At 65.9% G+C, this 19,590-nt stretch carries 20 protein-coding genes; 7 read left to right on the plus strand and 13 right to left on the minus strand.

The annotated features are described in order from the left end of the window. Positions 1-26 precede the first annotated feature (26 nt). Positions 27-1,031 carry an EamA family transporter gene (locus ACS5PJ_RS07750; protein WP_439434333.1) on the plus strand — a complete coding sequence of 335 codons (1,005 nt, stop codon included), beginning with the start codon at positions 27-29 and terminating at the stop codon, positions 1,029-1,031. Between the two features lie 108 nt (positions 1,032-1,139). Here the strand turns inward: ACS5PJ_RS07750 and ACS5PJ_RS07755 are convergent, their stop codons facing one another. After that, the gene (locus tag ACS5PJ_RS07755; protein ID WP_354147146.1) at positions 1,140-1,403 is read right to left on the minus strand and encodes a WXG100 family type VII secretion target; all 264 of its coding nucleotides are present in this window, start codon (positions 1,401-1,403) and stop codon (positions 1,140-1,142) included. 244 nt (positions 1,404-1,647) lie between these two features. Here ACS5PJ_RS07755 and ACS5PJ_RS07760 point away from each other — a divergent pair, with 244 nt between their 5' ends. After that, complete coding sequence (locus ACS5PJ_RS07760) at positions 1,648-1,920, plus strand: DUF2277 domain-containing protein (RefSeq protein WP_439434334.1); 273 nt, start codon at positions 1,648-1,650, stop codon at positions 1,918-1,920. Positions 1,921-1,992: 72 nt separating this feature from the next. Here ACS5PJ_RS07760 and ACS5PJ_RS07765 read toward each other — a convergent pair whose 3' ends face one another. From ACS5PJ_RS07765 to ACS5PJ_RS07790, 6 genes are all read right to left on the minus strand, one after another. Beyond that, complete coding sequence (locus ACS5PJ_RS07765; RefSeq protein ID WP_439434489.1) at positions 1,993-4,386, minus strand: heavy metal translocating P-type ATPase; 2,394 nt, start codon at positions 4,384-4,386, stop codon at positions 1,993-1,995. Between the two features lie 84 nt (positions 4,387-4,470). Beyond that, positions 4,471-4,701 (minus strand): heavy-metal-associated domain-containing protein, encoded by a 231-nt coding sequence (locus ACS5PJ_RS07770; protein WP_439434335.1) that lies wholly within the window; start codon positions 4,699-4,701, stop codon positions 4,471-4,473. Between the two features lie 76 nt (positions 4,702-4,777). Then, positions 4,778-5,173 (minus strand): metal-sensitive transcriptional regulator, encoded by a 396-nt coding sequence (locus ACS5PJ_RS07775; protein ID WP_439434336.1) that lies wholly within the window; start codon positions 5,171-5,173, stop codon positions 4,778-4,780. Positions 5,174-5,540: 367 nt separating this feature from the next. Then, positions 5,541-6,056: a universal stress protein gene (locus ACS5PJ_RS07780; RefSeq protein ID WP_439434337.1), complete on the minus strand. Its 516-nt coding sequence runs from the start codon at positions 6,054-6,056 to the stop codon at positions 5,541-5,543. A 60-nt stretch (positions 6,057-6,116) separates the two neighbouring features. Then, the gene (locus tag ACS5PJ_RS07785; protein WP_439434338.1) at positions 6,117-6,857 is read right to left on the minus strand and encodes a class F sortase; all 741 of its coding nucleotides are present in this window, start codon (positions 6,855-6,857) and stop codon (positions 6,117-6,119) included. Between the two features lie 141 nt (positions 6,858-6,998). Then, a complete protein-coding gene (locus tag ACS5PJ_RS07790; RefSeq protein WP_439434339.1) occupies positions 6,999-7,712 on the minus strand; it encodes a hypothetical protein in 714 nt (237 codons plus the stop codon). A gap of 277 nt (positions 7,713-7,989) precedes the next feature. Between ACS5PJ_RS07790 and ACS5PJ_RS07795 the strand changes: the two genes are divergently transcribed. From ACS5PJ_RS07795 to ACS5PJ_RS07810, 4 genes are all read left to right on the plus strand, one after another. After that, entirely contained in the window at positions 7,990-8,190 is a 201-nt protein-coding gene (locus ACS5PJ_RS07795) for a hypothetical protein (protein WP_439434340.1), read from the plus strand. A gap of 106 nt (positions 8,191-8,296) precedes the next feature. Continuing rightward, on the plus strand, positions 8,297-9,415 hold the full coding sequence (locus tag ACS5PJ_RS07800) for a WD40/YVTN/BNR-like repeat-containing protein (RefSeq protein ID WP_439434341.1): 1,119 nt from the start codon (positions 8,297-8,299) through the stop codon (positions 9,413-9,415). Continuing rightward, positions 9,408-9,695, plus strand: coding sequence for a MoaD/ThiS family protein (locus ACS5PJ_RS07805; RefSeq protein WP_439434342.1), 288 nt, complete (start codon positions 9,408-9,410; stop codon positions 9,693-9,695). Before ACS5PJ_RS07800 ends, ACS5PJ_RS07805 begins: the two co-directional genes overlap by 8 nt. 267 nt (positions 9,696-9,962) lie before the next feature. Further along, positions 9,963-10,256 carry a DUF1932 domain-containing protein gene (locus tag ACS5PJ_RS07810; RefSeq protein ID WP_439434343.1) on the plus strand — a complete coding sequence of 98 codons (294 nt, stop codon included), beginning with the start codon at positions 9,963-9,965 and terminating at the stop codon, positions 10,254-10,256. 142 nt (positions 10,257-10,398) lie between these two features. On the opposite strand, the gene ACS5PJ_RS07815 is transcribed toward ACS5PJ_RS07810, so the two are convergent. The 4 genes from ACS5PJ_RS07815 to ACS5PJ_RS07830 form a co-directional block, all read right to left on the minus strand. Continuing rightward, a complete protein-coding gene (locus ACS5PJ_RS07815) occupies positions 10,399-10,635 on the minus strand; it encodes a hypothetical protein (RefSeq protein ID WP_439434344.1) in 237 nt (78 codons plus the stop codon). 135 nt (positions 10,636-10,770) lie between these two features. Then, a complete protein-coding gene (locus ACS5PJ_RS07820) occupies positions 10,771-11,997 on the minus strand; it encodes a pyridoxal phosphate-dependent aminotransferase (RefSeq protein WP_439434345.1) in 1,227 nt (408 codons plus the stop codon). A 102-nt stretch (positions 11,998-12,099) separates the two neighbouring features. Continuing rightward, complete coding sequence (locus ACS5PJ_RS07825; protein WP_439434346.1) at positions 12,100-13,791, minus strand: alpha-amylase family protein; 1,692 nt, start codon at positions 13,789-13,791, stop codon at positions 12,100-12,102. Further along, on the minus strand, positions 13,788-14,858 hold the full coding sequence (locus ACS5PJ_RS07830; protein WP_439434347.1) for a TIGR03885 family FMN-dependent LLM class oxidoreductase: 1,071 nt from the start codon (positions 14,856-14,858) through the stop codon (positions 13,788-13,790). The genes ACS5PJ_RS07825 and ACS5PJ_RS07830 overlap by 4 nt, the downstream gene beginning before the upstream one ends. Positions 14,859-14,962: 104 nt before the next feature. On the opposite strand from ACS5PJ_RS07830, the gene ACS5PJ_RS07835 reads away from it, so the two are divergent. Next, positions 14,963-16,039 (plus strand): ATP-dependent DNA ligase, encoded by a 1,077-nt coding sequence (locus tag ACS5PJ_RS07835; protein WP_439434348.1) that lies wholly within the window; start codon positions 14,963-14,965, stop codon positions 16,037-16,039. Between the two features lie 121 nt (positions 16,040-16,160). On the opposite strand, the gene ACS5PJ_RS07840 is transcribed toward ACS5PJ_RS07835, so the two are convergent. Together ACS5PJ_RS07840 and ACS5PJ_RS07845 are read right to left on the minus strand one after the other, a co-directional pair. After that, a complete protein-coding gene (locus ACS5PJ_RS07840; RefSeq protein WP_439434349.1) occupies positions 16,161-17,705 on the minus strand; it encodes an HNH endonuclease signature motif containing protein in 1,545 nt (514 codons plus the stop codon). Between the two features lie 370 nt (positions 17,706-18,075). Then, positions 18,076-19,395 (minus strand): MFS transporter, encoded by a 1,320-nt coding sequence (locus ACS5PJ_RS07845; RefSeq protein ID WP_439434350.1) that lies wholly within the window; start codon positions 19,393-19,395, stop codon positions 18,076-18,078. Positions 19,396-19,590: the final 195 nt, after the last annotated feature.

Genomic DNA, 19,590 nt, shown 5'->3' on the forward strand with positions numbered 1-19,590 from the left:
CACTTTACTCCTGACAGGAGGTCGCGGTGTCTGCCGCCCGCAATCCCGCAGCCGTGCGGTCGATCCTTGGCTCCGGCCTTGGCGTCGCGCTGTTCTCTTCGGCGGTCTTCGGACTCTCCGGCTCCTTCGCCAAAGCCCTCCTTGAAGCTGGATGGTCCCCGGGTGCCGCCGTAACAGCCCGGCTGACCGGTGCCGCGCTGATCCTCGCTGTCCCTGCCTTCCTGGCATTGCGGGGCCGCTGGCACCAGTTGCGGGACAACTGGGTCACCATTGGCCTGTTTGGGCTGATCGGGGTGGCCGCGTGCCAACTGTTCTATTTCAATGCGGTGGCGCGGCTCTCCGTGGGCGTGGCACTGTTGCTTGAATACCTGGCCCCCGTCCTCATCGTCTTGTGGCTCTGGGCTGCAAGCAGGAAAAGGCCACGGGCATCCACGTCCGCCGGAACACTCCTGTCCCTCGCCGGCCTGGTTCTGGTGCTGGACTTCACCGGAGCCGTCAAAATCGACCTCATTGGGGTCCTTTGGGGAATGGCCGCCGCGGTCTGCCTCGCCATCTACTTCTTCATCACGGCGAAGGAGAACGAGTCGTTGCCGCCCATCGTGCTCGCGTCGGTCGGCCTGATGGTGGGCGCGGCCGTGATGTGGCTGGCCGCGGCCACGGGCCTGCTTCCCATGGCCTTCAGCACCGCGGACACAAGGCTGGGGCCCTGGATCACGCCGTGGTGGGTTTCGCTGGCCGGCCTGATCGTCCTTGCCACTGTCCTGGCCTACGTTTCCGGCATCATGGCGGCCCGCGCCCTGGGGTCCAAGGTGGCCTCCTTCGTCTCGCTGACAGAGGTGCTGTTCGCAGTCATCTGGGCCTGGCTGCTTCTGGGCGAACTCCCCGGCGCCATCCAGCTCCTGGGCGGTGTCCTCATTGTGGGCGGCGTCATCCTGGTCCGGCTCGATGAGCTGCGCGGGGACGGCGAAGCGGCCGCTGCCATCAGGACTGCCCCGCTGGACCACGCGAACGACGTCGAGCCCGTCCCGTAGGTCCGGGCCATCGACTACCGGTGGTCGGGGGATTGACCCCCCCGACGCCGGAGGGCCCGGACACTGTGCTGTGTCCGGGCCCTCGGGGTGAATCTGTGGTGCTGGAGGCTAGCGTGAAGCCTGGTCCTGCTCGTTGGCGTTCTTGGTGGCCTTCTGGCCGGCTTCGTTCAGCGCCTGGATGACCTGGTTCAGCGCGCTGGTGTGGGCGCCGTTCCATTCGCTGCGGAAGTGCTGTGCGTCCGGGCCTTCCCAGTTGGTGCTCTCCAGCACGCGGCCGAGGTTGGTCCGCTGCTGCTCGATTTCCGATGCACCAGCCTTCAGCTTGTTTCCCAGAGTCCTGAGCTGCTCTACATCTGCGCCCCAAATAGCCATCAGTTTTCTCCTCATATCTTGGATCCGAACTCGTCGGCATCCCCAGCGGCCTCCGGCTCATCCGGAAGATCCATCACCTAGAACCTATCCCGGCCCCCGAAACACTGTCGATGGGCACCGCTGCCCATCCCGGACTGCCCCTCCACACCGCCCAGGCACCCGTCACAGACTGCTGACGGGCAGGCGGCCGGAAGGGCCAGGCCGAGGGGTCGATTCCAAGCGCTCCAGAGCCTAGCATGTCCATATGTGCCGGAATATCCGAACCCTTCACAACTACGAGCCGCACGCCACCTCCGAGGAGGTGCACGCCGCAGCACTGCAGTATGTGCGGAAGATCAGCGGAAGCACCAAGCCGTCCAAAGCCAATGAGGACGCCTTTGACGAGGCGGTACACGAAATCGCCCACATTACTCAACACCTGCTGGACTCGCTGGTTACGCACGCGCCTGCCAAAGACCGCGAGGAAGAGGCGGTCAAGGCCAAGGCGCGGGCTGCCGTGCGTTTCGGCACAACCTAAGCGCTGCTCTGAGTGAGCTGTGCTGCCTACAGCTGCTTGCCAGAGTTTCTGGACTGACTTTCCCGGCTTGCGCTACTTACCGAAGCTGCGCAGCCTGAGCGAGTTCGCTACCACCAGGACTGAACTGGCTGCCATCGCGGCCCCCGCGATCATGGGGTTCAAAAGCCCCAGCGCGGCCACCGGAATGCCGATGGCATTGTAGAAGAAGGCCCAGAACAGATTTGTCTTGATGGTGGCCAGCGTCCGCCGTGACAATTCGATGGCCTGGGCCACCTGGCCCAGATCGTTGCCCATCACGGTGAGGTCAGCCGCTTCGATGGCCACATCGGTACCTGACCCCATGGCAATGCCCAGGTCCGCCTGAGCCAGGGCGGCGGCATCGTTTACGCCGTCGCCCGCCATGGCCACGATCGACCCGGCGGCCTGGAGCCTGCGGACAGCTTCGACCTTTCCGGCGGGCAGGACACCCGCGTAGACATCCTCAGGGGATATGCCGACGGCGGCCGCCACCTGCTGCGCCACTGCCGCGTTGTCCCCTGTCAGCAGGACCGGCCGCAGCCCCAGTTCCTTCAGCCTCGCGATGGCGGCCGCAGAGCCGGGCTTGACGGTGTCACGGAGGCTGATGATGCCCGCAGGAACGCCGTCCACCGCTACCCAGATGGCGGTGGAACCGGTCGCTTCCGCCGCTGCGAAGGCCTTCTGCTGGCCGGCCGAAATGCTGATTCCGTTCTCTGCCAACCACCCCGTCCGGCCCGCCAGGACGGTCCGCCCTTCCGCTGTACCTTCCACCCCGCCGCCGGGTGCTGAACGGAAATCTCCGACGGCGGGGGCGCGCCCGCCGTCGAACGCGGCGGCAGCTACCGCCTGGGCTATGGGATGCTCCGACGCCGCCTCGACGGTGCCGGCGAGGCGCAGCACGTGGCGGTCCTCGTAACCGTCGAAGGCGAGGGTGGTGTCGACGGCGAGTCTGCCGCTTGTCACGGTGCCCGTCTTGTCCAGCAGGATGGTGTCCACTGTGCGGGTATCTTCCAGGACCTGGGGACCCTTGATCAGGATGCCCAGCTGGGCTCCGCGCCCGGTTCCCGTCAGCAGTCCCACGGGGGTGGCCAGGCCGAGGGCGCAGGGGCAGGCAATGACCAGCACGGCAACGGCGGCAGTGAAGGCGGCGCGGAGTTCGGCGGCTTCGATCACCGGGGTGCTGAAGGCAAGCCACAGGACAAACGTGAGCACGGCGATGGCCAGGACGACGGGGACGAAGACCGCGCTGATCCGGTCGGCGAGCCGGGCAATAGGGGCTTTGCCGGTCTGGGCCTGCGACACCAGCCTTGCCATCTGGGCCAACGTGGTTTCGGAACCCACCCGGGTGGCCCGGACCAGCAGCCTGCCGGAGGTATTGATGGTGGCTCCGGTGACCTTGCTCTCCGGCCCCACCTCCACGGGAACCGATTCCCCGGTCAACAAGGAAGCGTCAACGGCGGAGCTGCCCTCGATCACCACTCCGTCGGTGGCGATCTTCTCGCCGGGACGGACCACCACGACGTCGCCTACGCGGAGCTGATCAGCGGGGACTTTACGTTCCGAGCCGTTGTGCAAAACGGTGGCATCTTTGGCGCCGAGATTCAGCAACGCCTTCAGGGCATCGCCGGCTTTCTGCTTGGCATTGGCCTCCAGGAAGCGGCCCAGGAGCAGGAACGTCGTGACCACCGCGGCCACCTCGAAGTACAGGGCGCCCGACTCCATGCCGGCCATGGCCACATGCTCGGTCATGCGGGGATCGATGAACAGCTGCCACACGCTGAAAAGGTACGCCGCCGAAACTCCGATGGACACCAGGGTGTCCATGGTGGAGGCCAGGTGGCGCGCATTAATGGCTGCCGCGCGATGGAACGGCCAGGCTGACCAGCTGACAACCGGAAGCGCCAGCGCCCCCGCAACCCAGCCCCAGTTCGGGAACTGCAGGGCGGGCATCATCGAGACCAGGAAAACCGGGACCGTCAGGACTGCCGCCACGATCAGCCGCGGCCTCAGCCTGGCTGCGGCGGGACCACTGGGACGGGCCAAGGGGTCACCTTGTGCCCCGACTCCGGTGCCATGCTCCGCGTGCTCGGTCGTTCCTCCCCGGTGGCCCCCTGGCCTCGCAAGCTCGGCGAGGGAACCCTGCCCCCGTGGGCCCACCTTAGACGCACGCTTCCGCATACCACCGGAATCGGCGCCGGGCTCGCCCTCCGTACCGCCGCCCTGCAGCGTGCCCTGATGGTACTCGCGGCCGTGGTGACTTGGGATGGGAGGTGGGCGGAGGTGGGCCGTGTAGCCGATGGCGTTGACCGTGTTCACAATCTGTTCATCCGTGATGCCGGCCGGAACGGTGACGTGGGCCGACTCCAGGGGGAGGTTCACCGTGGCTTCCACGCCATCAAGCTTGCCCAGTTTGCGCTCCACGCGGTTGACGCATGAGGCGCAGGTCATGCCCTCGATGTCGAGTTCAAGCACCCTGGTTTCTTGGTGCTGCAGGTGGTCGGTGCTCACGGCGGCTCCTGGATCGGGAGGTTCTTAGGCCTCGTTGGCGACTACCAGGTAGCCCGCTTCTGCCACTGCTTCGCCGATTTCGGACGGCGAGAGTTCCTCGCTGGAGGTGATGGTGACGGTGGAGATGCCCCCGGCGTTGAGTTCGACGTCGACAGCTTCGACCCCGGCGAGCGACTCAAGTTCTTCGCTGACGGACGACACACAGTGCCCGCAGGTCATGCCCGAAACGTTGACAATGGTGGAGGTGGTGCTCATGGCGTGCTCCTTTGTAGGTGCCGGCGGATAGCCGGCAGCGGTTGGTAATTGCGGGTGTGCTTAGTGGGTGCGTGCTTCAGCGGAGGAGGCGGCCGATGGCCTCCGCTGCCTCTTTGACCTTGGCGTCAACTGCCTGAGCCCGGAGGCCGGCATCCGGCTCCGCTGCTGCGCCGATGACACAGTGTCCGATGTGTTCTTCCACGAGGCCCAGGCTCACGGCGTGAAGTGCCTTGGTGGCCGCGGCGACCTGCGTCAGGATGTCGATGCAGTATTTGTCCTCATCCACCATCCTGGCGATCCCGCGCACCTGGCCCTCGATCCGCTTGAGCCGGCGCAGATACGCTTCCTTGTTCGCGGTGTAGCCATGAACCGCGCCTGACTCACCGCCCGACTCGGCGCCAAGGTGCGGCGCGAGGCTGGTTCCGGGGTCGGTGTCGGCCTGGGCGGCGGCGGTTGCCTGGGAAATATCCATAGGGTCAACCTATACCCTGCGGGGGTATGCCGCAAGTACCCCCTGGGGGTATTCAACCCAGCCAGATCCCGGGTGGCACTCCGCCGCCGCTGCCAATAATTGGCCACAAAAAAGCTCCGGAGTGCGTTATTGGGGGATACGCACTCCGGAGCAGTCTTTGGGCAGATTCTCCCCGGCACGGTGGCCGGATCGCTCTGCTTGAACCAGCTTACTTGCCGGTATGCCTGTTCGCTACCACCTCGAATAACTACTTTCGCTTTATTATTCCGGCCGTCCGGAACGGCATCTCAGGCACCCTGCGGAGCCGCTCCCAGCTCCTCGCCCAGCTCCTCGCCCAGCTCCTTTTCCGGGTCCTCGCACGAGGACCTCATTCGCGGTCCTCGTGCGCGGGCCGCCGGTACGGAACCACCAGCACCGGCCGGCTTTGGTGGTGTGCGAGCCAATGCCCCACCGAACCGCTCAGCGCTTCAGCAATCCTGTGGGAGAGCCCCTTCTCGGACGTTCCGACGATGATCAAGGTGGCGTTGCTTTCCGCGGCCAGCCGGGCCAGCGCCCGGGCGGGATCTCCCGCCAGTGTCCGCAGGGTCCACTCCAAGGGGGCGCCGCCGGGCACTGCGCCGGCGAGGGCTTCCTCGATGACCGCCTTGAGGTCGCTGGTCACTGCGCGGAGGTCGTCGTCGTTCTGGTCCGGGTGAAGCGAGAGCCGGTGGGCGGATCTGGCCGGATCCCACTCCACCAGGTAGCTGGCCTCATCGACATAGGCGAAGACCAGCGGTGCGGACAGCCGGGCTGCCAGCGTTGCCGCGGTTTGCAGCACTTCAGGATGCTGTTTGGGCAGCACCCCGACCAGCAGCGGGGCGGGGGCACTGCGTTCTGGCGTCATGAACCCATTCTGGGCCCGCATGCCGCGCTTGAACAGGGCGTCCTCTGCCGATTCGGTTTCCTAGTGAACAGCCGGCGACGCCGAGACCACCACATTCTTCCCCCACGGGTCCTCCGTATAGCAGCTGATCAGGACCACGCGGTTGGGAACGATGTCCCAGACGGGACTGTCTTTGAGGCCGGACTTCACGTAGGTGGTCACACTGTCCACGCGGTACTGGATGCTGCCCGTGGCTGTGACGACGTCAAAGACATCGCCCACCATGGCTGCGGAACTCAGGTGGTTGAAGGGGGCATCGCGGCCCTCCCAGCTGTGCCCGATGATGTACGTCGTGTTTCCTGACCCGTTGCCGGGCGTCCCGAACGGAGTCAGCCAGTATCCGTCCATGGTGGTGGGCGGAACGAGGGTCCGGCTGGACACGGCCGATGCGTCCGGCTCCAACGGGTGGATGGCGGTATCTATCACCGCGGCTGGATACAGGATCCGCATGGGTGCGGACGCCTCGGGCAGGACAGGACCGGCCGGGGGGCCGGCCTCGCCGGGCACCGGTTCGGTGGCCGCGGTCGGTTCCGCCGCGGTTTCTGCCAGCGAACCCGTGACGGACGACGGCGGTGCCACCGCCGCTGCCGGCCTGGCTGCTGCCGGAACGGCGGGTTGCCCGTGGCTGAGCAGGGGAGCGCCGAACGTCAGGGAAAGGAATCCCAAAATTCCGCACAACAGGATGGCAAGATCTCCCCGGTTCCATCCACGGCCGAGCGACACACGGCTGAGGAGGCCACGCGGGCCGGAGTGCTTCGCCATGTTGCCCCCTAGGTGATCGGCCGGCCCTGGCCGGAGTCTTGCGCTTGGAACGGTTGGGTTTTGAGGGCGGGAATTGCACCGAGGGCGCCCCGCCTGGTTCGGCGGAACGCCCTCGGTATGAGTCCCCCAAAACCGGCTGGGTCAGCCCGCCGTCGGAGATTCCGTGCGGGCCCTGCGACGCACTGCCACCACGGCGCCGGCGCCAAGCAGGAGGCCCATGCCAGCCATCCACGTGGAGCTGTCCTCTGCCCCGCCCACCGTGGTCTGCGCGTTATAGCCCTGGTTGGTGCCACGGACTGCACTGGCTGCCGCGGCGGGAACCTTGGCTGCAGTCTTGGCGGCCGGCTTCGGTGCGGCAGCCTGTGGTGCCGGACTGACCGTCACCGGCGTTTGGGCCGTCACTGTCTGCGGTTCCACCACCGGCGGTTCCACCACCGCCTGTTCCACCGCTGCCGGCGGGTCGACGACGGCGGTGGGCGGGTCGACGACGGCGGTGGGCGGGTCAACGACGACGACGACGGGCGGGTCAACGACGACGACGGGCGGGTCAACGACGACGACGGGCGGGTCAACGACGACGACGGGCGGAATGACCACGCCGCAATTCTTGAAGCCGTCAGCGGCTACCCAGTTCAATCCGCCAGGCAGAACGTCGTTTGGCTCGATGATGTCCTCCGGGTGTCCGCTGTGGCCGTTGGGGCCGCCGACGCCGTTCAGATTCAGGCTGAGCAGCTTTCCGTCGTGACAGATTGAGACAAGCTTTTCTGCTTGTTTATCGTTTTCCGCGGAGGCCGGTACCGCGACACTGAACAATGCCAGCCCCACGACCCCCAAAGTTGTGATGGCTCGTTTCATGGTGTTTCTCCCAGTCGGTTTCGAAACGGACCATGGGTGGAGGGAGTAGCGACGGCTCTCGATGCCCCAACGACATGGCCAGCTTGCTTACCACTTCAGGCTAGGGGTGGGGGTACACCGCAGTCGCGAGTAGGGGGTACTCGTCTTTTCCTGGCTTTGACCTGCGACGATACCTGCGAGTACCCGGAACCGGGCGAGTACTACTTGGGCGCAGCGGGCCTTGAAGGAAGGCGGGAGCGAGCATAACGTTGGAGCATATGAAAGGTGCGTGAGGGTCATGGAAATCTTCATGTGGTGGCTGGATCTGGACCTGGAAAGCAAGGAATGGCTGCGGGAAAACCTCCGTGCGGAGGAGTTGCCGCTTTCTGTCCTGCAGGGCATCGCCGAAGCGGGTGGGCCCCACCCGGACACTCCCGTCGCGGTCCTGACGGAGGCCGACTGGGATTTTGTCGAAACACAGTCGGAATTCGTGGACTGAATTTCTGGGCTGAATTCGTTGGGTGCATGGCCGCGGCACCGCTTCAAGGGGTGGCGGTCCACATAGGTGAAGAAAAGCGTTGCGGCTGCCCGGCGGCGATGGTTGCATGGGGTGCATGGCAACCGCAGAGAGTTTTGTCTTGGCAGTAGGGACCAAAAAAGGCCTGTGGCTGGCCACCAGCCAGGACAGGCAGCAATGGTCCTTCTCCGGCCCGCATTTCCTGATGAGCGAAATCCCCAGCATCGGAATCGACACCCGGAACGGCCGCACGCGCATCATGGTGGGCGTCAGGTCGGAGCACTGGGGGCCCACGGTGGCGCACTCCGATGACCTTGGCGCCACGTGGTCCGAACCGGAACAGGGCGCCATCACCTTCCCTGAAGATACGGGCGCGGCACTGGAGCGCATCTGGCAGATCTACCCGGACGCAGAGTCCCGGCCCGGCGTCGTCTGGGCCGGAGCCGAACCGATCTCCGTATGGAAGTCAACGGACGGCGGGGAGCACTTCGAGCTGAACCGCGGGCTCTGGGACCACCCCCACCGCAGCGAATGGGGTGCCGGCTACGGCGGCGCTGCCGCCCACTCCATCGTGGTGAATCCCGCCGGAGACAACGTCCACATCGCCATGAGTACAGGCGGGGTGTACCGCTCGCTCGACGGCGGGACGTCCTGGGAGCCCAGAAACAAAGGGATTTCGGCCTACTTCATGCCGGACCCCAACCCCGAATTCGGCCAGTGCGTTCACAAAATTGCGGCAGATGCCGCCATCGAAGGCCGGCTCTACGCGCAGAACCACCACGGCGTCTACCGCACGGATGACAACGGCGAGAACTGGAGTTCCATCGCTGAGGGGCTCCCCGCCGATTTCGGCTTTGTGATGCTGACGCATCCCCGGCGGGAAGGAACGGCATGGGTGGTTCCGCTGAAGGCCGACGGCGAGCGGATCCCGCCGGACGGAAAGCTCGCGGTGCACCGCACTGACGACGCCGGGGCCAATTGGAAGAGGCTGGACACGGGCCTGCCCGAGCACGAGTACAACAGCGTCCTGCGCGACGCCGCCTCGGTGGATACAGCCGAACCGGCAGGTGTTTACTTTGGCACGCGCGGCGGAACGGTGTACGCCAGCCCGGACGAAGGCGAGACGTTTGCCGAGGTCGCCACCCACTTGCCGGACGTCCTCTGCGTCCGGGCCGCCGTCGTCTCTGGTGCGGTTGCCGTTGCCTGACATCAGCGTGGTGCTGCCCAGCATCCTCCAGCCCTTGGCCGGCGGGCAGCCGGTGCTCACTGCGTCCGCCGACGCGCCGCTGACAGTGGCCTCCCTGCTTGATGCGGTGACGGATGGTTACCCGGTGCTTGGCAGGCGCCTGCGCGACGAGACCGGTTCACTTCGCCGGTTCGTGAATATCTACGTGGACGGCGACGAAGTGCGCCGGCTCCACGGCCTGGACACCGAGGTTGCACCGGGCCAGGAAGTGCTCATTATCCAGTCCGTGGCAGGAGGATAGGCGACGCTGGCGGGTAGCTGAGAACCGGCGGCAACGGCGCCGCCAGCATTCCAGGGAGGCTACCTCTCGGCGACGGTATCCTGTTCCCTGGCCGAGGACTGGGTCCGTTCCGCGCACGATGTCGGCGCGGCGGTTCCCCGCTCGCGGATCGAGACACCCCTGGCGCTGAGTGGTTCCGCAGCAGGGGAGCTGCAGGCCATCCTCACGGGGCTGCGGATCCCAGCCACCAGCGTGGGTGGCGAGGCGGGAACAGCGGCCGGGCTGAAGTTGCTGCGCAGTGTTTTCATGAAGGGCCTCGCCGCGTCGGTCCTGGAGTCTGTCGCTGCCGCCCGCGCGGCAGGGGCGGAGGACTGGATCATCGACCAGATCGCTTCGGAGCTCGGCCCGTCCGGGCATGCGGTGGTCTCACGGATACTCGAGGGGACGCCTGTTCACGCCGCGCGGCGTGCGGCCGAAATGTGCGATGCCCGCTCGTTCCTTGAAACGCTCGGCGTATCCCATCCGATAACAGACGGCGCGATCGAGTGGCTGAACTCGCTGTCGCGGCCGGATCCAGAGTGAAACCGGGACCAGGGTAAAGCCGGATACGTGCTGACCAGGTGGGCTTGGCTGCTGGCCGGCGGGCAGTCCTGACTGACTACACCCGCCGCTGGCCAGCGCCGTGCATTGATTCGCACCCGAAGCCCATGCCGTTGAAGCCGGGTCAGGCGATCCGCCAGATCCTGCATTCATCCGCGTTGATGGCCTTGCGCATTCCCGTGTGGTGGTCCATGATCCACACCACCCCGATGCCCGGTGCAGTCTCCTGGACGCTGCCGCGCCGGATGACGACGTCGTCGTAGCTGGGGCCCACTGACAGCCGGGCCTCGATTTCGTCGCCGCGGTGGAGTTGGTCCAGGGCGCGGACTCGTGTCACATGGGTTCTGGCTTCCTTCAACATGGGGGGCCTCCTGGCTGGAGCTGGGTGTCTGCGCTTGCGGACAACTCCAGTGTGGCGGGGCAATGTTGCGGCCGGGTTTCCCCGGCGTTAGCTGCCGGTTAGTTCTCGGGCCGAAGTGTTGCCGGGCCGTTGCCCTCAGGCCGCCAAACGGGTTCGGTACGCCGCCAGGAACGTCGAGATCCTGCGGACCGCTTCCTCGATTTCCAGCACGGTGGGAAGGATCACGAAACGGAAGTGGTCCGGCGCGGGCCAGTTGAATGCGGAGCCGTGTGAGACGAGGATCTTCTGGTCCTGAAGGAGATCGAGGACAAACTCCTCGTCACTGCGGACCGGGTAAAGCTCAGGATCCAGGCGGGGAAAGAGGTACATGGCGCCTGCGGCGGGGACACAGCTGACGCCGGGGATTGCCGTCAGGAGGCTGTAGGCGAGGTCCCGCTGTTCCCGCAGCCTGCCGCCGGGCCGGACCAGCGCATCGATGCTTTGGTAACCGCCGAGGCAGGTCTGGATGGCATGCTGGGCGGGGACATTCGCGCACAGCCGCAGCGACGCAAGCAGCTCCAGCCCTTCCCGGTAGTTCGCCGTGGCCGCCAGGGGGCCGGTGACCGCCACCCAGCCCGCGCGGTACCCGGGCATGCGGTAGGCCTTGGACAGTCCGCTGAAGGTCAGGCAGCAGACGTCTTCCGCCACCGACGCAGTATGGATGTGCTGCGCTTCCTCATAAAGGACCTTCTCGTAGATCTCGTCGGAGAACAGGACAAGGTTGTGCCTGCGGGCAAGGGCCGCGAACTGCTCCAGGATGCGCCGCGGGTACACAGCGCCTGTGGGGTTGTTCGGGTTGATGATCACGATGCCTTTGGTGCGCTCGGTGATCTTTGCCTCGACGTCGGCCATATCCGGCCACCACTGCTCTGCCTCGTCGCACATATAGTGCACCGGCTTGCCCCCGGTGAGCGTGACGGCGGCTGTCCACAGCGGGTAGTCCGGGGCAGGGACAAGGATCTCGTCGCCGTTTTCCATGAACGCCTGCAGGCACATGGAGATCAGCTCGCTCACGCCGTTGCCGATGAAGATATCCTCGACGCCGATCTGCATCAGTCCGCGGGTCTGGTAGTACTGCGAGATGGCGGTGCGGGCCGAGAAGATGCCTTTGGAATCGCTGTAGCCCTGCGAACCCCGTAAGTGATAGATCATGTCCACCACCACCGATTCGGGAGCTTCAAGTCCGAAGGGGGCGGTGTCCCCGAGATTCATTTTCAGGATCCGGTGCCCCTCGGCCTCCATCTTTTTGGCCGCCTGGAGAATCGGCCCGCGGAGTTCGTACCGGACATTCTGGAGCTTGCTGGAGTGCTGCATCGTGCGCATGACTGATCATTGCACAGGGTGATTTCACATGGCGTTTTCTTGGGGCGCCAGTGAACGGCCCGCCGGAGGCTTTGGCAGGCAATCCGGGCCAAATGCGTCGCGTCAGATGCGTCGATCCCCCGGCCGCTGGATCCTGAACCAGCGGAAGCCGTAACGGCCCAGCTCAATGGAGAAGCCGCCGTCGGCCTCCAACGGCACATTGTCGCCGACGAGCAGATCCAGCAGGATGGCGCCGTCAAACGTCTCGTGGGGATTCTCCGGCGAGGAGACCTTGGCTGTGACCGCGGCGGGCTGCGCGGCCAGATTGTGGGCCACGACCATTGTGGAACCGGCTCGCGTGCAGCTGTGCAGGAGCACCCCCGGATCCGGCTGCTTGATGAGCTCGAAGTCTCCCCAGCTGAGCTCGGGGCTCTCCCGGTAGCGCCGGATGAGCGTGGCAATGAAATTCCACAGCGAACCGGGGTCCCTGACGGCCTGCGCTGCATTGATGTTCTTCGGCCCGAAGTAGCCGTCAACCATCTGGGCGACCAGCTTGTCCGCGGGCGCGGTGGAGAATCCGCCGTTGTCGGTTTCATTCCACTGCATGGGCGAACGGACGGCTGAGCGTCCCTCGGCCCGCAGGTCCTCACCCATGCCGATCTCCTCGCCGTAGAAAAGGACCGGTGTTCCGGGCAGGGAGAACATCAGCGAATAGACCATGCGCAGCCTGGCGGGATCGCCGTCGAGCATCGGCGGGAGCCGGCGCCGGAGGCCGCGTCCGTACATCTGCATGTCCGGGTCCGGGCCAAAGGCCGCGAAAACCTCCCCGCGCTCTTCGTCGGTGAGCTTGTCCAGCGTCAGCTCGTCGTGGTTGCGCACGAAGACTGCCCACTGGTTGTCCGGATGGATGGCTGGCCTGGCGGCGAGGGTTTTGGCCAGGGGGCGGGCATCCTCCCTGGCCAGGGAGAGGTAGAGGTTCTGCATGCTCAGGAAATCGAACTGCATGTTCAACTCGTTGCCCTCGGGACCGCCGAAATACTTCACCTGCTCCTTGTAGGGGAGGTTGACCTCGCCCAGGAGCACTGCGCTCCCGCTGCGCCGGTTCAGGAAGCTGCGCAGGGCGGACAGGTAGTCGTGCGGATCGATCTTCGCCGCATCCTCCTTGGACACCCCCTGCAGTTCCAGGAAAAACGGCACCGCATCCAGCCGGAAACCGTCAAGCCCCATCTGCAGCCAGAAACCCATGGATTTGGCGATCTCATCCCGGACCTTCGGGTTCGCGACGTTCAGGTCCGGCTGGTGCTTGGCGAACATGTGCAGGTACCACTCGCCGGTTGCCTTGTCCTGGGTCCAGATGGAGGTCTCCTCGCCGGGGAAAACCACCTGTTCGGACGTGTCCGGGGGCGTGTCTTTCCGCCACACGTAGTAGTCGCGGTAGGGGTTGTCCACGGACTTCCGCGATTCCTTGAACCAGGGGTGCTTGTCCGAGGTGTGGTTGATGACGTAGTCCGCGATCACCCGCATTCCCCGGTCCTTTGCGGTGCGGATGAACTCCACCACGTCACCCAGGGTGCCGAGGCGCGGATCCACGCCGTACATGTCGGTGATGTCGTACCCGTCGTCCCTGTCCGGCGACGGGTAGAAGGGCATCAGCCAGATACAGGTAACGCCCAAGGCGGCGAGGTAGTCCACCCGCTGGGTCAGCCCGGCGAAGTCACCGGTGCCGTCGCCGTCGTCGTCGAAAAAAGTCTCCGGATCCAGGCAGTAGATGACGGCGTTTTTCCACCAGAGGTCCGACGTTTCTGCGATTCTCACAGGGTGCTCTCCTTGAGAGGTGAATCCGGGAGGGATGATTCCAGGGGGGATGACGCAGGAACGGATGATGCAGGAACTGATGACTCAGGGGCGGCCTCAGCAGCGGCCGCGCGCCGCAGTTGCGGCAGGACATCGGCCGCGAATGCGTCGATGAACGGGGCCTGCTCCTGCCCCACGAAGTGCAGGTAGAGCTCGTCGAAGCCCAGGTCCGCGTACGCGGCGAGCCACTCCGCGTGCTGCTGCAGGCTGGCGGAGACGTTCACGGATTTGCGGATCTGATCCTCGCCGATGTGGGCGCTGACGCCGTCGAAATGCCCCGCGGTGGGGAGGTCCCACGGGACGGGCGGGGCGAAGGTGTTGGTGCGCCACTGGTCCATGGCTACCGCCACGGCGTCCTGTTCACGCGGAGCCCAAGACAAGTGGACCTGCAGTACGGCCTTGCCCCGGCCGCCATGGTCCCGGTAGACGGCCAGCATCTCCCTGAGCTTTTCGGCAGGCTGGTTCACCGTCACCAGGCCGTCCGCCCAGCCCGCTGCACGGCGCGCCGTGTCCACGCTGATGGCCGGGGCGATCAGCTGCGGGGGAGGCTCCGGGACATCCCAGATGCGGGCCTGCTCAACGGTCACCAGCCCGTGATGGGTCACTTCCTCGCCCCGGTGCAGGCGGCGGATGATGTCCACGCACTCTTCAAGCCTCTGCTGCCGGGTTTCCTTCGGCGGCCAGGGGTCCCCGGTGACGTGCTCATTCATGTTCTCGCCGCTGCCCGGGGCCAGCCAGAACCGTCCAGGGAACATGCTGGCCAGGGTGGCCGAGGCGTGGGCGATGATGGCCGGGTGGTAACGCTGACCCGGCGCCGTCACGACGCCGAACCGCAACGATGTGGTGGCCAGGGCAGCGCCCAGCCAGGACCAGGCAAAGCCCGAGTGCCCCTGCCTGGCTGACCACGGCTCAATGTGGTCAGAGCACATGGCGGCGTCAAAGCCCGCCTGTTCCGCGTGCTGGACGTCCTTGAGCAGCTGTCCGGGACTGATCTGTTCATGCGAAGCGTGAAATCCGATAGTGGGCATCGTTAAGGTCTACCGTCCCGCGGCGTGCAGTGTCGAGGCCCTCAACTGGGCTTTTGCCGCCGAAGGCCTTTCGCAGCCGCCGTGGCCGGGCAAGAATGGGCACTATGGACCTTCCCGTGATGCCTCCCGTTTCGCCCATGCTCGCCAAATCCGTCAGCGGCGTGCCGGACGGCGACTTGAGCTACGAACCAAAGTGGGACGGCTTCCGCTCCATCATTTTCCGCGACGGCGATGAGGTGGAGATCGGCAGCCGCAACGAGAAACCCATGACCCGGTATTTTCCTGAGCTCGTGGAGGCCCTGAAGGAGAACCTGCCGCGGCGATGTGTGGTGGACGGCGAGATTGTCCTGGTGGGTGCCTCAGGGGACCGGCTGGACTTCGATGCCCTGCAGCAGCGCATCCACCCGGCCGCCAGCAGGGTGAACATGCTGGCGGAGAAGACCCCCGCCAAGTTTGTAGCATTTGACCTGCTGGCCCTGGGCGGCGACGACTACACCGGCCGGCCCTTCGCCGAGCGCCGTGCCGCATTGGAGGAGGCGCTCGCGGGGAGCAAGGCGCCGGTCCATCTCACGGCTGCGACCCGGGACAAGGCGCTCGCCGAACAGTGGTTCCGGCAGTTCGAGGGCGCGGGCCTGGACGGGATCGTGGCCAAGCCCGTGGGCGGCAGCTACCAGCCGGACAAGCGCGTCATGTTCAAGATCAAGCACGAGCGCACCGCGGATTGCGTGGTGGCCGGCTACCGGGTGCATAAGAGTGGCCCGGATGCCATCGGCTCGCTGCTGCTCGGGTTGTACAACGACGACGGCGCCCTGGCCAGCGTGGGGGTGATCGGCGCCTTCCCGATGAAACGCCGCCAGGAGCTGTTCGAGCAGCTGCAGCCGCTGGTCACCGACTTCGACGAGCATCCCTGGGCCTGGGCGAAGCAGGAGGAAGGCGAACGGACGCCCCGGAACGCCGAAGGCAGCCGCTGGAGTGCCGGGAAGGACCTGTCCTTTGTTCCGCTGCGGCCTGAGCTGGTGGTGGAGGTCAGGTACGACCATATGGAGGGAGACCGTTTCCGGCACACCGCCCAGTTCAACCGCTGGCGGCCGGACCGCGACCCGGAATCCTGCACCTACGAACAGCTGGAGGAACCTGTTAACTTCGATCTGGCTTCCGTGCTCCAGACCGGTCAGCCCTAGGCGCGAGGGGGTCAGTCCCGACCAGCTCACCGGAGGCGCGAGGGGTTCAGTCCCGCCAGCCGGGCATGCGCGGCTAAAACGCCGCGGACTCCCCGGCGCGGCGGTTCCGTCTCTGCCGGTCCTAGACAGCGGTGTGGAGGAACCGTTCGATGCCGCCTTCTCCGAGGGAGAGGCCGATGTGGATGAAGTCGGGTTGGCCGGGACCGGGACAGGGTTGGTGTCGGGGTTCGGGTTTTTGTTGATTTTGGGGTTGTTGGGGCCAGTGTGGTGGTTCCCAGTCGTGGGGTTCGGCTTTGTAGTTCCTGCCGGTGGGTGAGGGCCAGCCGGGGGATTGGCTTCTGGCGGCGGCGGTGGGTGTCCAGCCGCTGTTGTGTTTGAGCTCATGGTGTTTGGGGCAGAGCTGGGCCAGGTTACTGATGCCTGTGGTTTCGCCGTGTTGCCAGGCGGTGAGGTGGTCGATGTCGTTGTCCAGGGACTGGTTGTTGCAGCCGGGGAAGGTGCATTTGCCGTCCCGGAGGTGGAGGGCGTGTTTCATGGCTCTAGTGAGCCGGTAGCTGGTCCGGCCGATCTCCAGGGGTGCCCCGTCGCGCGGGTCAACGAGGACCCGGTAGAAGGACTCGGCACCGTTGGCAACCAGGTCCCTGGCCATGGAGGCAGGGATCGGGCCGTACCCGTCGAGCATCGCGGGTTCAACGGTGGCGCCGAGCAGGGCGACCAACGGCACGGTGACCAGGACCTGGGCCCGCGGGGTGGGGACCCTGCCGGGATCACGTCCTTCCCCGTCGCCGGGCTGGTTCCCGGTGGTGAACGGGGTTCCAGTGTTCAGGAGCGCGGCGGCGAGGGTGTCGGCGCGGAGCTGGGTGAGGGTTCGGGATTCGCCGGGGCCCTGCAGGCCGCGGGAGATGGCGGTGGTCCGGTTCCAGATCGCTGCGGCCTGGTGCGCGGGGAGGTGGGCTGAGAGCCAGGCCATCCCGTCCTGGTCCGGTGTGTACTCGACTCTGCGGTCCAGGACACTCTTGGCGTGGCGTTTTTCGATGCTGTCGGCGTGGTGGCGTTCGCGCCAGGTCCGGGCCTTGTGCCGGAACCGGAACGCCGGTATTTGTCCTGCCGTACAGGCGCGGGTGGGGTCCGGGGCGTCCGGGCCAGGGTTGAGGAAGTGCGCTTCCAGCCCGGCAGCGCCTTCGGGGTGGAGGGTGGCTGCTTCGTCCACCATGACCCGGGCGTGCTGCCAGGACATGGTGCCTGCCTGAAGGGCGGACAGGGTCAGCGGCAGGGTAGTGGTGAGCATCTGTGCCTGGCCCAGCAGGGCGCCGGCGGCGCGGTGGCCGATGGTCAGGACGCAGGCGATTTCTGCCCTGACAGCCATCTCCTGCCCTGCCGCGTCGCCGGGCGCGGTACGGGGACCGGCGATCAACGCGGCAGTTTCCACGTATTTCGCGGCGGCGAGGGCCTTCACAGCAGCCATCCGCGGCTCCGATCCGGCCACCGCTGCAAGGATCTCCAGGCAATCTTCGGCCAGGCGGGCCGCCGGATCACCACAGGTATCAGCCCCTGAATCCGTCCCGGCGCCTGACCCGGCGCGGGCTTCGGTGACCAAAGCAGTAAGCACAGCAAGGCCGGCATTGATTGCCGCAAAAGCCTCCGTCACCACCGCGCTTGTTCCCATGAATTCATCATCACAGGTGGGTCTGACATTAATGCCTGGGCGGATGCAGGCCGGCCCCGAACACCGGAGTCCACGCGCCAAAACGACGGGCCCTGGGCGGGCGGAATGGCGGGGGCGAGTGAAAGGCGGGCGATACGCACCTGCTAAGCATCCGCCGTCGTACCCTTCCACTTCCCCGGGTGCCTCGACTTTCCCGGCGGCGCGGCTTCCTGAGCCGTGGGCTCGTGATCCGTGACTCCTGCCCACTTGGTCCCGTCCAGAACACGGAAAGCACGGAAAAGCCCGGCGCGTCCGTGGACACACCGGGCTTTCCGGTAAAGCAACTGGGCAGGAACATCCGGAAACGTCCGGACTGCCGGTTCCGCAGGGTTTACTTGAGGCCGAGCTGCTTCGTGGGGACCTTGAAGGTTTCCTTGGCGGTGAGGGCTGAGATGGCGGCCACACCGCAGATGACGGCGGTGAAGATGCTGATCTGGACCCATCCGCCGGGCTTGATGCCGCCCATTGCTGCCACGATGGCCGGGGCGAACCCTGCCATCAGGAAGCCAAGCTGGGTGCCGATCGCCAGACCGGAAAACCGGACCTTGGTGCTGAACATCTCGGCGTAGAAGGACGGCCAGACGGCGTTCGAGGCTGCGTAGCCGAAGGAGAAGAAGCCGATCGCGGCGAGGAACATCAGCGGAACGCTGCCGGACTCCAGGCTCAGCAGGAACACCGGGGTGAGGACGGCGCTGGCCACGGCACCGTAAATGAAGACGGGCTTGCGGCCGATCTTGTCGGCCAGCATGCCGAACAGCGGCTGGGTGCCGAGGGCCACCAGGTTGGCGCCGACGACGAGCCACAGCGTGGTGGTTCCGTCAACGCCGGCGACGGTCTTGGCGTAGCTGATGGCGAGGGTGCCGAACACGGTGGACACAGCGGCGATGAAGGCGCATGCAATGACGCGGAGGACATCGCGCCAGTGGCCCTTGAGCAGGTCCGCGACGGGGAGCTTGGAGATCTGGGCGGTCTTCTGGGCTTCCTCGAATGCCGGCGGTTCGTGCAGGGTGCGGCGGATGAAGAACGCAACGATGACGACGACGGCGCTGAGCCAGAACGGGATGCGCCAGCCGATGCCGTACTTGATCTCGTCCGGGAGGGCCAGGACGGGGATGAAGACGAGGGCGGCGAGGATCTGGCCACCCTGGGTGCCGGTGAGTGTCCAGGAGGTGAAGAAGGAGCGGCGGTTGTCCGGTGCGTGTTCCAGCGTCATGGACGAGGCGCCGGCCTGCTCACCTGCGGCGGAGAGGCCCTGGCAAAGCCGTGCCAGTACCAGGAGGGCCGGAGCCCACCAGCCCACCGTGCGGAAGTCGGGGAGGCAGCCGATCAGGAAGGTCGAGGCACCCATGAGGAGCAGGGTGAACATCAGGACTTTCCGGCGTCCCACCCGGTCACCGAAGTGACCCAGGATGACGGCGCCGACGGGCCGGGCCACATAGGCAAACCCGAAGGTGGCGAAGGACATGACCGCCGCGTTGGCCCCGGCGTCCGGGAAGAAGACTGTGGGGAAGATCAGGGCTGCGGCTGAACCGAAGATGAAGAAGTCGTAGTATTCGACGGCGCTGCCCAGGAAGCTGGCGAGGGCTGCTTTCTTAGGCGTCCCGGCCGGGGCAACTGTGCCCTGCCCGGCGGACGGAAGTGTCTGGCTCATGAAGTTCCTTAGATGTGACGACATTGTCGCGGATGGATCGGGGGTTCGCAGCCGCAGCTGCCGGGGTAAGGCGGGGCGCGGTGCGGCTGGGAGTCCAGTGAAAGACCCGGACCAGTAGCCACATGGTGGAAGCTACTTGTGCGATACAGCAATGATGACCGTGATGATGGTCACTTGTCAAGAAAATAATCATCA

The organism is Pseudarthrobacter cremeus (assembly GCF_051857465.1).
Taxonomy (GTDB): Bacteria; Actinomycetota; Actinomycetes; order Actinomycetales; family Micrococcaceae; genus Arthrobacter.